General features: G+C 70.6%; 12 protein-coding genes. 8 read left to right on the forward strand and 4 right to left on the reverse strand.

Going from position 1 to position 14,357, the window contains the following annotated elements; translation table 11 throughout:
* Positions 1 to 18: 18 nt before the first annotated feature.
* From BLW32_RS05860 to BLW32_RS05885, 6 genes are read left to right on the forward strand one after another with little or no spacing between them, the layout of a single operon-like run.
* Positions 19 to 2,007, forward strand: a complete 1,989-nt coding sequence (locus BLW32_RS05860; RefSeq protein ID WP_068740944.1) for an acetyl/propionyl/methylcrotonyl-CoA carboxylase subunit alpha — start codon at positions 19 to 21, stop codon at positions 2,005 to 2,007.
* A gap of 1 nt (position 2,008) precedes the next feature.
* The gene (locus BLW32_RS05865; RefSeq protein ID WP_068740945.1) at positions 2,009 to 3,157 is read left to right on the forward strand and encodes an acyl-CoA dehydrogenase family protein; all 1,149 of its coding nucleotides are present in this window, start codon (positions 2,009 to 2,011) and stop codon (positions 3,155 to 3,157) included.
* Positions 3,154 to 3,657, forward strand: coding sequence for a MaoC family dehydratase (locus BLW32_RS05870; protein ID WP_068524199.1), 504 nt, complete (start codon positions 3,154 to 3,156; stop codon positions 3,655 to 3,657). Before BLW32_RS05865 ends, BLW32_RS05870 begins: the two co-directional genes overlap by 4 nt.
* Positions 3,658 to 4,500: an HpcH/HpaI aldolase/citrate lyase family protein gene (locus BLW32_RS05875; RefSeq protein ID WP_068740946.1), complete on the forward strand. Its 843-nt coding sequence runs from the start codon at positions 3,658 to 3,660 to the stop codon at positions 4,498 to 4,500.
* A gap of 23 nt (positions 4,501 to 4,523) precedes the next feature.
* Positions 4,524 to 6,149 (forward strand): AMP-binding protein, encoded by a 1,626-nt coding sequence (locus BLW32_RS05880; RefSeq protein WP_068740947.1) that lies wholly within the window; start codon positions 4,524 to 4,526, stop codon positions 6,147 to 6,149.
* A gap of 4 nt (positions 6,150 to 6,153) precedes the next feature.
* Positions 6,154 to 8,016 (forward strand): acetoacetate--CoA ligase, encoded by a 1,863-nt coding sequence (locus BLW32_RS05885; protein ID WP_068740948.1) that lies wholly within the window; start codon positions 6,154 to 6,156, stop codon positions 8,014 to 8,016.
* Here BLW32_RS05885 and BLW32_RS05890 read toward each other — a convergent pair whose 3' ends face one another.
* Positions 8,017 to 9,261, reverse strand: coding sequence for a DUF7373 family lipoprotein (locus BLW32_RS05890; protein ID WP_068740949.1), 1,245 nt, complete (start codon positions 9,259 to 9,261; stop codon positions 8,017 to 8,019).
* A 158-nt stretch (positions 9,262 to 9,419) separates the two neighbouring features.
* On the opposite strand from BLW32_RS05890, the gene BLW32_RS05895 reads away from it, so the two are divergent.
* Positions 9,420 to 10,583, forward strand: a complete 1,164-nt coding sequence (locus BLW32_RS05895) for a DUF7373 family lipoprotein (protein WP_139286090.1) — start codon at positions 9,420 to 9,422, stop codon at positions 10,581 to 10,583.
* Positions 10,584 to 10,595: 12 nt separating this feature from the next.
* Complete coding sequence (locus tag BLW32_RS05900) at positions 10,596 to 11,771, forward strand: DUF7373 family lipoprotein (RefSeq protein WP_068524205.1); 1,176 nt, start codon at positions 10,596 to 10,598, stop codon at positions 11,769 to 11,771.
* Between the two features lie 6 nt (positions 11,772 to 11,777).
* Here the strand turns inward: BLW32_RS05900 and BLW32_RS05905 are convergent, their stop codons facing one another.
* The 3 genes from BLW32_RS05905 to BLW32_RS05915 form a co-directional block, all read right to left on the reverse strand.
* A complete protein-coding gene (locus tag BLW32_RS05905) occupies positions 11,778 to 12,932 on the reverse strand; it encodes an endo-1,4-beta-xylanase (RefSeq protein ID WP_231857331.1) in 1,155 nt (384 codons plus the stop codon).
* 75 nt (positions 12,933 to 13,007) lie between these two features.
* Positions 13,008 to 13,391 carry a DUF4189 domain-containing protein gene (locus tag BLW32_RS05910; RefSeq protein ID WP_068740952.1) on the reverse strand — a complete coding sequence of 128 codons (384 nt, stop codon included), beginning with the start codon at positions 13,389 to 13,391 and terminating at the stop codon, positions 13,008 to 13,010.
* A gap of 56 nt (positions 13,392 to 13,447) precedes the next feature.
* Positions 13,448 to 14,233, reverse strand: a complete 786-nt coding sequence (locus tag BLW32_RS05915; protein ID WP_068524207.1) for an LppX_LprAFG lipoprotein — start codon at positions 14,231 to 14,233, stop codon at positions 13,448 to 13,450.
* Positions 14,234 to 14,357: the final 124 nt, after the last annotated feature.

A 14,357-nucleotide genomic window follows, 5' to 3' on the forward strand; every position in this document is an offset into this window, starting at 1 on the left:
GAAACAAGAGGAACCGACATGCGCACTGATGTGGCACGTGGCAGAAAAATCGAGAAGGTCCTGATCGCGAACCGCGGCGAGATCGCCTGCCGCGTCATCGACACCCTGCGCACCCTGGGCATCGCCAGCGTCGCGGTGTACTCCGACGCGGACGCCGACGCCCGGCACGTGAAGCTCGCCGACGAGGCCGTGCGCCTCGGCCCGGCGGCCGCGACCGAGAGCTACCTGCGCATCGACAAGGTCGTCGAGGCCGCCCGTGCCACCGGCGCCGACGCCGTGCACCCCGGCTACGGCTTCCTCTCCGAGAACGCCGCCTTCGCGCGGGCGCTCGCGGAGGCGGGCATCGAATTCCTCGGCCCGCCCGTCGAATCCATCGAGACGATGGGTGACAAGATCACGGCGCGCGCCGCGGTCGTCGAGCGCGACGTGCCGGTGGTCCCCGGCATCAGCCGCCCGGGCCTCACGGACGCCGACCTCATCGGCGCGGCCGAGGGCATCGGCTTCCCCGTCCTCATCAAGCCCAGCGCCGGCGGCGGTGGCAAGGGCATGCACCGGGTGGAGAACCCGGCGGACCTGCCCGCCGCGGTCGCCGCGGCCCGCCGGGAGGCCGCCGCCGCGTTCGGCGACGACACGCTCTTCATGGAGCACTTCGTCGACACGCCGCGCCACATCGAGGTGCAGGTGCTGGCGGACAAGCACGGCAACGTGATCCACCTGGGCGAGCGCGAGTGCTCGCTGCAGCGCCGCCACCAGAAGGTGATCGAGGAGGCCCCGTCGGCCCTCCTCGACGAGGCCACGCGCGCCGAGATCGGCCGCGCCGCCTGCGACGCCGCGCGTTCCGTCGGCTACACCGGCGTGGGCACCGTCGAGTTCATCGTCTCGGCCAAGCGTCCCGACGCCTTCTTCTTCATGGAGATGAACACCCGCCTGCAGGTCGAGCACCCCGTCACCGAGCTGGTGACCGGAGTCGACCTGGTGGAGCAGCAGATCCGCGTCGCCAACGGCGAGGAGCTGTCGCTCACGCAGGACGACATCGTGCTCACCGGCCACGCCGTCGAGGCCCGCGTCTACGCCGAGGATCCGGCATCGGGCTTCCTGCCCACCGGCGGCACCGTGACGGCGCTGCGGTACCCGCGCAGCGACCGCCGGGGCCCCGTCCGCGTCGACACCGGCATCGAGTCCGGCAGTGTCGTCGGCAGCGACTACGACCCCATGCTCGCCAAGGTGATCGTGCACGCCGACGACCGCGAGCAGGCCCTGCGGCGGCTCGACGAGGCGCTCGCCGGCACCCAGCTGACGGGCCTGCGCACCAACGTCGACTTCTGCCGGTTCGTCCTCGCCGACGCCGACGTCGTCTCCGGCAGGCTCGACACCGAACTCCTGGATCGCCTGGCGCCCACCTACACCCGCCCCGAGCCGACGGTCCGCGCGTACGCCGCCGCCGCGGTCTCGGCGGTCGCCGCCTCCCGCGGAGAGGGCCCGTGGGGCACGGAGACCGGCTGGCGCATCGGGGGCGCGCGGCCCACCGTCGTCCGGTTCGACGGTGTCGACGCGTCCGTCCTGGGCGACGCGGTGACGGTGCGCAGCACCGGCGACGAGCCCCGCCTGGACTGGTCGGGCACGGCCCGGATCGTCGGCGAGCGCCTGGTGGTGGACGGCTTCTCCACGCCGGTCACCGTCGCGCTCGATCGCGGAACCTACTGGGTCAGTGGGGAGGACGGCACGTACGAGCTGCCGCTCGCGAAGTCGACGTCGAAGGACCGCGACGGCGCCCACGGCGGCGACGTCGTGAGCCCCATGCCGGGCGCCGTGGTCGCGGTGCCGGTGGAGGACGGCCAGGCGGTGACCAAGGGCGAGACCCTGGTGATCATCGAGGCGATGAAGATGGAGCAACCGCTGACCGCGCCGCACGACGGTGTCGTGTCCATCGCGGTGCGCGCAGGAGACAAGGTGACCGCGGCCCAGGTGCTCGCGACCGTCACGGCCACGGAAACGGAAGAGAGCTGACATGGAACTGACTCAGGACTACGCCGACCTGCGGGACACGGTGCGCGACTTCGCGAACCAGGTGGTCGCGCCCGTCTCGGCCAAGCACGACGAGGAGCACTCCTTCCCGTACGAGGTCGTCAAGCAGATGGGGCAGATGGGCCTGTTCGGCCTGCCCTTCCCCGAGGAGTACGGCGGCATGGGTGGCGACTACTTCGCCCTCGCCCTCGCTCTGGAGGAGCTCGGTCGCGTCGACCAGTCGGTCGCCATGACGGTCGAGGCCGGCGTCGGTCTCGGTGCCATGCCGATCTACAAGTTCGGCACCGAGGAGCAGAAGCAGAAGTACCTGCCCTCCCTGGCTGCGGGCGAGAACCTGGCCGGCTTCGGCCTCACCGAGCCCGGCTGCGGCTCGGACGCCTCGGGCACGCAGACCACCGCCAAGGTCGACGGCGACGAGTGGGTCATCAACGGCTCCAAGCAGTTCATCACCAACTCGGGCACCGACATCACCAGCCTGGTGACGGTGACCGCGGTGACCGGCACCAAGCCGGACGGCCGCAAGCAGATCTCCACGATCATCGTGCCCAGCGGCACGCCCGGCTTCACCGTGGAGCCCGCGTACAACAAGGTGGGCTGGAACGCCTCCGACACGCACCCGCTGAGCTTCTCCGACGTGCGCGTGCCGAAGGAGAATCTGCTGGGCGAGGAGGGCCGCGGCTACGCGAACTTCCTCTCCATCCTCGACGAGGGGCGCATCGCCATCGCCGCCGTCGCGACCGGCGCCGCGCAGGGCTGCGTCGACGAGTCGGTGAAGTACGCCAAGGAGCGCAACGCCTTCGGCAAGCCGATCGGCGAGTTCCAGTCGATCGCGTTCGCCATCGCGCGGATGGAGGCGCGGGCGCACACCTCGCGCGTCGCCTACTACGAGGCGGCCCGCCTCATGCTGGCCGGCAAGCCCTTCAAGAAGGAGGCCGCCATCGCGAAGATGATCTCCTCGGAGGCGGCGATGGACAACGCGCGCATGGCCACCCAGATCCACGGCGGCTACGGCTTCATGAACGAGTACCCCGTCGCGCGGCACTACCGCGACTCGAAGATCCTCGAGATCGGCGAGGGCACCACCGAGGTCCAGCTCATGCTGATCGCCCGCTCGCTGGGGCTGAACTCGTGAGCGAGCAGGAGCCCGTGCGGCGGGTCACCCAGCGCGGCCTGTGGTTCGACGAGTTCGAGGACGGCGTGCTCTACGAGCACCGGCCCGGCGTTACGGTGACCGAGGCCGACAACATGCTGTTCACCAAGCTGACCATGAACACGCAGGCGCTGCACCTGGACGCCCACTGGTCGGCGCAGCAGCCCGGCTTCGGCGGTCAGCGCCTGGTGAACTCGATGTACACGCTCTCCACCCTGGTGGGCCTGTCCGTCGCGCAGCTCACCCAGGGCACGCTGGTCGCGAACCTGGGCTTCTCCGAGATCGCCTTCCCCGCACCGGTCTTCGCCGGCGACACCCTGTACGCGGAGACGCTGTGCACGGGCAAGCGGGAGTCGAAGTCCCGGCCGGGCGAGGGCATCGTCAACCTGCGGCACGTCGCGCGGAACCAGGACGGCGCCGTCGTGGCCGTGGCCGAGCGGTCCACGCTGGTGCGCCGGGCACCGTCGGGCGAGGGGGAGTAGATGTTCCACCACGACGGGCGCGACGCCCCCGCCTGGCAGCCGCCCGGCCCCGCCATCCTGTTCTGCCCCGCCGACCGGCCCGAGCGGTACGCCAAGGCGGCCGAGCGCGCCGACGCCGTGATCCTCGACCTCGAGGACGCCGTCACCGCCGACGCGCGGCCCGCGGCCCGCGAGGCGCTGATCGACAACGACCTGGACCCGGCGACGACGATCGTGCGGGTGAACGCCTTCGGCACCTACGACTTCGCCGAAGACATCGAGGCGCTGCGCCGCACGGCCTATCGTGTGGTCATGCTCGCCAAGACCGAGTCGGCGCACCAGCTGGACAAGCTGGCGCAGGTCGACGGCCTGCAGGTGATCGCGCTCATCGAGACGCCCCTCGGCGCGGTGAACGTGAACGAGATCGCGGCGCACCCGCGGTGCATCGGCCTCATGTGGGGCGCGGAGGACCTGGTCGCCGCGATGGGCGGGCGGTCCAGCCGATTCGCCGACGCGACCTACCGCGACGTCCCGCGGCACGTCCGCTCGGCGACCCGGCTCGCGGCCGCCGCGCACGGCAAGTTCGCCCTCGACGCGGTGCACATCGACATCGCCGACACCGAGGGCCTCGCCGCGGAGGCCGAGGACGCGGTGGCACTCGGCTTCGCCGCCACCGTCTGCATCCACCCCTCGCAGTCGGCCGTGATCCGGGCCGCCTACCGGCCCACGGACGACGAGATCGCCTGGGCCCGCGAGGTACTCGAGGCCGAGGCCGGCAACAACGGTGTCTACCAGGTGCGTGGTCGGATGATCGACGCGCCGCTGCTCGCCCAGGCCCGCGCGATCGTCGCCCGGGCCGACTGAAGAAAATCAGTAGGAGTGAAGAGATGACCACCCCGTCCTACGATCGCGGCGAGGCCGAGCCCGCGCTGCTGACCGCCACGATCGGTGCCCAGCTCGAGATGACGACCGACCGGTTCGGCGAGCGTACCGCGCTCGTCGACGTGCCCTCGGGCCGCCGCTGGACCTACGACGAGCTGCTCGCCGACTCCCGCGCGTTCGCGGCGGGACTGCTGCGGGGCGGGATCCGCCGCGGCGATCGCGTGGGCGTGTGGGCGCCCAACACCCCCGAGTGGGTCATCGTGCAGTTCGGCACGGCGCTCGCCGGCGTGATCCTGGTCAACCTCAACCCCTCCTACCGGCAGCGCGAGCTGGAGTACGCCCTCAACCAGTCGGGCATCGTGGCGGTGTTCACGATGACCAGCTTCAAGACCTCCGAGTACGCGGCGATGCTGGAGGCCGCGCGCCCCGAGGCGCCCGCGCTGCGGGACGTGGTGACCTTCGGCTCGCCCGAGTGGGAGGCGTACCTGGCGGCACCGTCGGACGACGAGCTCGACGCCCTCGCCGACCTCGGCGACGAGCTGCGCGCGGACGACCCGATCAACATCCAGTACACCTCGGGAACCACCGGATTCCCCAAGGGCGCCACGCTGACCCACGGGAACATCCTTAACAACGGCTACCTCGTGGGTGAGCTGCTCGACTACACGGAGCAGGACTCGATCTGCATCCCCGTGCCCTTCTACCACTGCTTCGGCATGGTGATGGGCAACCTCGCGGCCATCACCCACGGCGCCGCCATGGTGATCCCCGGTCCCGCCTTCGTGCCGGAAGACGCGCTCGCCGCCGTCGCCGCGGAGAAGTGCACCAGCCTCTACGGCGTGCCCACCATGTTCATCGCCGAGCTCGCCCTCGCGACCTTCGACACTTACGACCTGTCCAGCCTGCGCACCGGCATCATGGCCGGCTCGCCGTGCCCGGAGGAGGTCATGCGCAAGGTGGTCGACCGGATGGGCATGAGCGAGGTCTCGATCTGCTACGGCATGACGGAGACCTCGCCCGTGTCCACGCAGACCCGGGTCGACGACGCGCTCGAGCTGCGCGTCGGCACCGTCGGGCGGGTGGGACCGCACCTGGAGATCCAGGTGATCGACCCGCTCGACGGCACCGTGTTGCCGCGCGGCGAGGTCGGGGAGCTGTGCACCCGTGGCTATTCCGTGATGAAGGGCTACTGGAACAACGAGGAGAAGACCGCCGAGGCCATCGACGCCGACGGTTGGATGCACACCGGCGACCTCGCGACGATGGACGAGAACGGCTACGTGCGGGTCACCGGCCGGATCAAGGACATGGTGATCCGCGGCGGCGAGAACATCTACCCGCGGGAGATCGAGGAGTTCCTCTACACCCACCCGGACATCCTCGACGCGCAGGTGATCGGCGTGCCCGACGAGAAGTACGGCGAGGAGCTGATGGCCTGGATCCAGCTCCGCGAGGGCGTGCAGTCCTTCACCGTCGACGACCTCCGAGCCTTCGCGGACGGGAAGATCGCGCGCCACAAGATCCCGCGCTACGTGCACGTGGTATCGGCCTTCCCTATGACGGTATCGGGAAAGATCCGCAAGGTGCAGATGCGAGAAGAGTCCGTGACGCTGCTCGGTCTGGAAGGCTGACGGGGTGCATTCGATCGATCGCTTCGCAGAATCCGTCGGCCTCCCCACGGGGAACTACGACGCCGTGTACCAGTGGTCCGTGTCCGAGCCCGAGGCGTTCTGGGGAGCGGTGTGGGACTTCTTCGAGCTGGGGGAGCGGACCGGTCCGGTGCTGGCGGCGCGGGAGATGCCCGGCGCCCGCTGGTTCCCGGAGGTGGAACTGAACTACGTCGACCGCGTGCTGCGGTTCGCGTCGCTCCCGGGGAACGCGATCGTCGGCCTCTCGGACGACGGTGCGCGGGTGGAGATCCCGTGGTCGGAGTTGCCGGCGCGGGTGTCCGCGATCGCGGAGCTGCTGCGCTCGCTGGGCGTGGGAGTGGGCGACACGGTCGCGGCGTACCTGCCGGACGAGCCGTTCGCGGTGCTCGCGTTCCTCGCGACGGCGTCGATCGGCGCCGTGTGGTCGGGGTGCGGGCAGGACTACGCGCCGGAGGGCGCCGCCGGCCGAATGGCGCAGCTGGAGCCGAAGGTGCTCTTCGCCCGCGACGGCTACGCCTTCGGTGATAAGCAGGTCGACAAGCGCGCCGACACGGCCGAACTCGCCGGACTGCTGGGGGTTCCGGCCTCGCACGTCATCACGGAGCTGCCGGAGCCGGGCCCGGACACCCCCGAGCTGAAGCCCGTCCAGGTGCCGTTCGATCACCCGCTGTGGGTGTTGTTCTCGTCGGGCACCACGGGCAAGCCGAAGGGCATCGTGCAGGGCCACGGCGGCATCCTCGTCGAGCACGTGAAGGTGCTGGGCCTGCACAACGAGATCGGCCCCGGCGACGTCTTCTTCTGGCACACCGCCTTGTCGTGGATGATGTGGAACTACCAGGTCGCGGGGCTGCTGGTGGGCGCCACGATCGTCACCTTCTCCGGGCACCCGCTGGCGCCGACGGCGGACCGTCTGTGGCAGGTGTGCGAGGACGAGAAGGTCACCTTCTTCGGCACCAGCCCCGGCCAGCTGCAGGCCTCCCGCAAGGCCGACCTGAACCCGGGCACCGAGCACTCGTTGGTGCTCAAGACGATCGGCAGCACCGGCTCGCCGCTGGCGCCGGACCTGTTCACCTGGGTCGATGAGCACGTCGCCGCCGGGCTGCCGGTGAGCTCCGTCTCCGGCGGCACCGACGTGTGCAGTGCCTTCTGCGGCGGCACCGCCTCGGTGCCGCACGTGCCGGGCGAGCTGACGGTCCGCTACCTCGGCTGCGCGCTGCAGGCATGGGCCCCGGACCGGACGCCGCTGATCGACGAGGTCGGCGAAATGGTCATCACCGTGCCGATGCCGTCGATGCCCACGAACTTCTGGAACGACCCCGGCGATGCCAAGTACCGCGCCGCGTACTTCGAGCACGAGTGGACGGACGGCATCGCGCCGAACCTGTGGCGGCACGGCGACTGGGTGGAGCTGACCGACCGCGGGTCGATCACCATCCACGGCCGCAGCGACGCGACCCTGAACCGCAACGGGATCCGCATGGGCTCGGCCGACATCTACGAGGTGGTCGAGGCCGTGCCGGAGGTCGCGGAGGCCATGGTCGTCGGCGTCGACGGGCCGGACGCGAAGTACTGGATGCCGATGTTCCTCACCCTCGTCCCCGGCAAGGAGCTGACGGACGAGTTGGTGCAGCGCATCCGCACCGACGTCCGCACCCGGCTCTCCCCGCGGCACGTCCCCGACGAAGTGATTCTGGCGCCGGGCATCCCGCACACCAAGACGGGGAAGAAGCTGGAGATCCCCGTGACCGGCATGCTCGCCGGCCGCGACGTGAACGTCGACCCCAAGTCGGTCGACGACCCGGACCTGCTCGGCTGGTACGAGGAGCAGGGCCGCGCCCACGCGTGGTGATCAGTTCTCGCCGACAGCCTTGTTGATCAGGTACGAGGCGGAGATGGCCTGGCGGGCGAGTTCGAGCGATACGAAACTCGCGTGCAGTGCGTACCGGCCGACGGTGGCGTAGCAGGTGTACGGCGTCTGCGCGCCGGAGTCGTAGTCGCAGCCGGCTTGGTCCGGGGACAACCCGGGCACGCTGTAGGCGAAGGTGGAGTAGGGGCCGTTGCGGATCTCGACCACGTACGACGTCGCCGCGGCCCGGTCGCGTGCCCGCAGCACACCGGTGCGGTTCGTCTTGCCGATGAGATCGACACCGCTGCGGGTGGCTGCGGTGAGCCAGCGCGGATTGCGGTTGATCAGGTACGCCGTGCGCGCGGTGAAGTATCCGTCGCCGTGCTCGAAGCCGCTGGAGAAGCCGTAGGCCGTCCGGGTCCTGTGCTGGTTGTCGTTCTGCGACTCGATCGTGCGCGACATGATCCCGTCGCGGTCCATCGGAATGGCCGGGATCGCGCGAGCCGAGAGCGCGATCGACGGGCGATACGTGCGGGCGCGCTCCAGCTGGGAGGTGAGCCCGCGGATCGCCAGGTCCTCGCTGTCGGTGCCGCGGGTGGTCGCCCACACGAGGGCGACGAGGTTGTTCACCGGCGCCGCGACGACGGTCTTGGTCACCCCGCCCCCGCCCCCGCTCGTGCTCGACACGAGGACGGCGCCGGGGATCCGCGTGAGCCGGGCGGGCGGGGGCGCGTCCGCGCGGAGCGTCGTCATCGCCGTCTCGGCCGCCGCATCGGTGGTGAAGCGGAGGAGCGCAGCCGAGAACTGCGTCTTCGGCGTGGTCGGCGCGTCGCCCGCGGTACTCATGAATCCGACGTCGAACTTGGTGTTCAGTTCCAGTTGCGCGGCCTTGGCCGGCGGGATCCCGCCGGTGGGTACACCGCGCGCGTTGTTCCGCTCGACGAGCTGGCCGATCCTCAGGAGCGGCCCGCCGGCACCCTCGAACTCGTCCGTGACCACCGCCGTCAGGGCGGCGTCGATGTCGGACGGTGCGATGACGGAGTCCGCGAGGATCATGCCCTCCTGCTGCCACGCGTCGGCCGCGGACTGCGCCGTGACGGTGCGGGGCGTCGTCGGGAAGTTCCCCGGGTCGATCTTCGACACGGTGGTCTCGGCGACCGGCGTGCCCGCCACCACGGTGGAACAGGCGGACAGCAGCGCGGCAGCGAGAGCGATGGCGGCCGGTGCGGCGCCGAGACGTGTGTTCATGGTCCCCCCGGAACTCGGACACATCGAGTATTCGGGCCGGCGACCGAGGGCGCCCGGGGAGCCGGACATTCGTGTTCGAATCGCAACAGTGCGCCTGTCAGGCCTTGGGGCACGCTGAAGTCCGGCTTGCACGCCTGGTGCCAGAGGCTCGCGGCGGAATGCCCGATCAGGGCGCAATACGGACTGTGCACCGCGCCCCACTCGTGATCGCCACGCTCGCGGCCCTGCTGCTCGCGGGGTGTGCGACCACTGTCGACGGGACCGCGACCGCCCCGGCGTCGATCTCGTCATCCTCTCCGATTCCGTCCGGATTGGACACGGGGGACTTCCCGACCGAGCCCGCGACAGTGCTCCAGGGCGACGGCGACACCGCGTGGATCACCGAGGGCAGCCGGATGCTGGCGGCCATCGTTCTGCCGTCGGACGTGGACCCGGCGCTCGTGGCGGAGGTGGCCGGGCAGGAGGCGGCGCCCGCGTTGACGACGTCCGACGTGACATCCGTGCCGGACGCTCTGCGCTCGCCGCTGACTCGGATGAAGGTCGGGGTCGCGTTGTCCAGGGCGGACCGCCCTCAGGGGGCGGAGAAGGAGCTGCGGATCGGGCTGTACCGGTTCGACGACTCCTCGATCGCGCGCCAGGTCCTCGACTCCGAGGCCTTCGAGCAGCGTCCTCTGCCCCGGGTGACCCTCGCCGGAGTGGGGGAGGGCGCCGCCGCCGAGACCACGCCGGGCACCGTCGATGCGTTCGTGGCGTTCGGCCCCCTCGTCGTGCACATCCACGCGCGGGCGAAGGACACCGCATCGGCCGCGGTGCTCGCGGAGCGGGCCGTGGCCCGGCAGATGCCCGTGCTGCGGGTGTTCACGCCGACTCCGGTGGAACGAATCGGGGCCCTCCCCGTCGACGAGCCCGGAGTGTTGCGGCGCACGGTGTGGATGACCGGCGCGCCCGACGTCGCGATTCGGTGGATCGGCGCGATGACGATGCCGATGTACGAGCGGAGGGTGGGCGATCCCGCCGGCGTGGAGAAGCTCCGCGCGGCCGGGGTGGACGCCGTCGGATGGAACATCGGCCGGCTCTACCGGGCACGGGATGAGGCGGCGGCCCGCGGTTTGCGTCCGGATCCCTCGCGGAATCCGGCGATCACCGCGGTCGGCGGAGTGCCGCAGCTCGGCGACGCGGTGGCCTGCTACTCGCAGCAGGCAGGTGACCCGTTCTGCGACGTCGTCGTCGGACGGTACTTCGCCCGGATACCGGCGGGATCGTTGACGTTCGCCAGGGAAGCCGCTGCAGCGCAATGGGTCATCTTGACCAGGAATCCGTAGGAGGACCACATCATGAGCCGACGCAGTCGCACGGCGCTCTCGATCGCGGTGGCCGCTGCCCTTGCCGCGGGCTGCAGCTCGACCGTGGCGGGCAACGCCGTGCCGGATCCGAACGATCCGGTGGTCAAGCTGGATACCGGCGGCATCTCCACCGAGCCGCGCACGGTGGAGACCTCGGAGGGACAGCAGAAGGTTCTGGCGTCGAACATCCTGGCGCAGAAGGCGCTGTACGCCTGGGACATCGATCCGACCTTCGTCGTGCTCCGGTCGTTCGGAGTGCGCGCCGTCGCCCTGGCGTCCAACCTGTCGGACACGGTGGACGAGGCGGACAGCGCCGCGCTCGACAGGCGGGGTCTGCTGTACGGCTTCGTCTCCGGCAGGACGGACGATGCCGCGGGCGAGTGGGACGGACTCGCCTCGGCAGTACTTCGAATGACCGATGACGCAGCGGCGCGCGGCGCTCTCGACGACCACCGGACGCGTGTGGGTGACGCGGCCGAGAAGATCGGCGACCGGTCCGACATCGTCGTGACCAGGGTCGCGCCGAGCGGCTCCGCCACGGCCACCCGCTACCAGGCGCAAGCCGTCGCCGGGGCGCACCTCATCGTGATCAACGCCAAGGCGAAGGACGCGGGCAAGGCGCGCGACCGGGCGGTCGCGGCAGCGGACAGGCAGCGAGATCTGCTCGCCGGGTTCGCCTCTCCCGGAGGAGATCGCATTGCGTCTCTGCCGGCCGACAAGGACGGGATCGTGAGCCGCACGGTCGCACCGGATGCGCTGGAGCAGGGCACGATGACCCTCGAATACGGATTCCGGGAGGGGCGTGCGCCGTTGCACTGGGACAGCGAGCCCATCGCCTCGGCGCGTCTGTTCGAGGACTCCGGCGTCGATTTGACCGGCGTGGGCCGCAACTACGTCTACCGGGCGAAGGATGCGTCGGCGGCCGACCGGTTCGCTGACGGAGCGATCAAGCTGGTCGGCACGGAGGAGGGCGCGACCGAGTTCTCCATCGACGGTCTGCCGACCGCGACGTGCCGCTCGTACAAGGTGAAGGTACTGCTCGACATGGAATCCCGGCACACCTGCTACGTGACCAGCGGTCGTTACGTGTCCGAGTACACGGACACGCAGATCGCTCGGGTGAAGCAGGTGACCTCCGCCGGGTACCTCATCCTGCGGCACGCGTAGGCGCGCTCAGGAGAAGGCCGCGCGCAGCGCTTCCCACGCGGGCTTCGGCCGGTAGTCGCGGTCGAGGAGGTTGGCGCTGCCGTAGCCGGAGAACGTGTCCGGGTAGTCGGTGATCCACGAGCGGCGGTCGGTGAAGCCCCACACCGTCATCCCTATGCAACGGTCCAGCTCGAGGCACAGGCCCGCCATCGTGGAGTACACGCGTGCCTGCCGCTGCAGGTCGGCGTCGGCGGCGCGGCCCTTGTCCGTGGGGATCCGGACGTCGAGCTCGGTGAACCGGATGTCGAGGCCCAGGTCGGTGAAGCGGCGCAGGTTCTTCCGCATGTCCTCGGTGCTCGGCTGCTGGTCGGCCCCGCCCAGCATGTGCGCCTGGAAGCCGACGCCGTCGAGCAGCGGGCGCCGCTCGGTCCGCCCGTCGACGGTCACCTCGACGGTCTCGTCGCGCAGCGTCCGCGCCAGCGCGAGCAGGGCGGTCGACTTGTCGCTCACCGTCTCCGCGCTGTGCTCGTTGAGGTACAGCTTCATCGACGGCGCGGCCAGCCGCGCCGCGCGGAAGGCGTCCACGATGTACCGCTCCCCGGAGGTGGTGCGCCACCACGCGTTCCGCTGCAGCACGCCGCGCTGATCGAACGGCTCGTTGACCACCGTCACAGCACTCGCGCGCCCCGCGTACCGCTGCACCACCCGCGTGACCAGATCCGTCATGAACCGGTGCCGCTGCGGATCGGACAGCGTCCGCACGTACTCGGGCACGATGCCCCAGCCCTGCTGATCGAGCGGATCCCAGATCAGGGAGTGGATCTGGAAATCCTGGCCGTGCCGCCGCGCGAGGTCCGCGACCGCGTCGGCCTCGCGGAAGTCGAACCGGCCCGCCTCCGGCGCGACCGTGTTCGTCATCGTGCCGATCTCCGTGGTCAGCGAACCGAACTCGCGCCCGGCGACCTCCTCGTAGCAGGGATCTCCCGCGGCGAAGGTGGAGCGATAGGCGGTGCCGATCGTCTTTCCGCGCGCCGCGGCGTGTTCCCGCAGGCTGGGCGAGGGGAGCGGACAGGCACCGTCGGACATCGACGGTGACGGCCCGGCGGGCTCCGGCGCACTGCCGCACCCCGCGGCCGCGAGGGCGACGACGAGCAGGCCGGGCAGCACGGTTCTGGGCGTCACTTCCGCGAGCGTACCGAGAACGGCGGGGGCGGCACCGTCGTACGACGATGCCGCCCCCGCGCTACCGGACCCGGGTCAGAGGTGGCCGGAGGTGCACTGCCACACCTTGATGTACCCGCCGCCGGCGAGCGAGGTCGCGCTGCGCTGGGCCGCGTACAGCGAGCGGCCGGTGCCGCCCTGGAAGCGGGTGCGGGTCTCCGCGACGGCGCCGCAGCCGTTCGCGAAGGAGGCCAGGACCCGGCAGCTGCCCCAGCCGCAGGAGTTGAGGGCGGCGCGCTCGGCGGCGGCGCGGGACGGGTAGTCCCAGGCCCGGCCCGACGCGCCGTTGCTCGCGACGGCGATGGCGCCGAAGTTGACCGCGGCGTTGGCGGCCGGGGCCGCGGCGGCGACCTGGATCCCGCCAGCGATGCTCGCGGTGGCGACGGCGGCGACGAACGCCTTCGGGGTGAACGTCTTCATGGTGGTGCCTTTCTCAGGACTCTCGGGGGAGAGGTGGGGACATCGTTGGTGGGTGATCAGCGCGGCAGGGACTCGCCGGCTTCGGGCTTGTCGGTGGCCTCGATCGGGGTCACGTTCGGCTTGGTGACGGTGACCTTCTCGCCCCACTTCGAGAACGTGAGCGTGATGGTGCCTTCGGTGGAGGGCTTGACCTCGATGCGGACGAGCTGCTTGTCGCCGGAGTTCTGGATCCACAGGGTGGTCGGGACCGGGACGCTCTTGTCGGGGTCGACGCGGGAGCCGGAGATCGCGGCGATCTCGGTGGCGGGCACGGTGCCGGTGATCTTGGTGGTCTCCTGGCCGTCGATCGTCTCGGTGCCCGCGGCCTTCGCGCCGGTCACCTTGGTCAGGATGTTCGGGATGCCGCGCTTCTCGTCGAAGAGCGCCGAGACGTCGTAGATCGAGGCGCCGTCGCCGTAGTCGACGTACTTGTCGCCGAGGATCGCGGCGTACATCTTCCCGTCGATGTAGGTGAACTTGCCCTCGGACGCGCCGCCGATGTCGATGGTGGCGGTGCCGGTGGCCTGCGTGACGGGCTTGACCTGGAGGTCACCGTCGACCTTGGTGACGGGGAGGTTGGGCACCTTGCCGTCCACCGCGACGGTGAAGTGGGCGCTCGTGACCTTCTTCGAGGCCTCGGCGGCGGAGGACAGCAGCGCGGGGGCGTCCGCGGTCGAGGCGGAGGCGGCGGGCGTGTCCGAGCCGGCGGTCGTGGTGCCCTTGTCGGCGCAGCCGGTGAGCACGACGCTCAGCGCGACGGCTGCCGAGGCCGCGATGAGGGCGGGACGGGAAGTGCGCTTCATGGGTGTGGTTCTCCTTCAGTGGGACTGAGGAGAGCTTCGACGGCCGGGCTTAACCCGCGCTTGCAACTGCCTGAAGCGGACTTCGGGGGTCCTTTGCCTGCGCCGATCCAAAACTTACCGACGG

Source organism: Tsukamurella tyrosinosolvens (assembly GCF_900104775.1).
Lineage (GTDB): Bacteria > Actinomycetota > Actinomycetes > Mycobacteriales > Mycobacteriaceae > Tsukamurella > Tsukamurella tyrosinosolvens.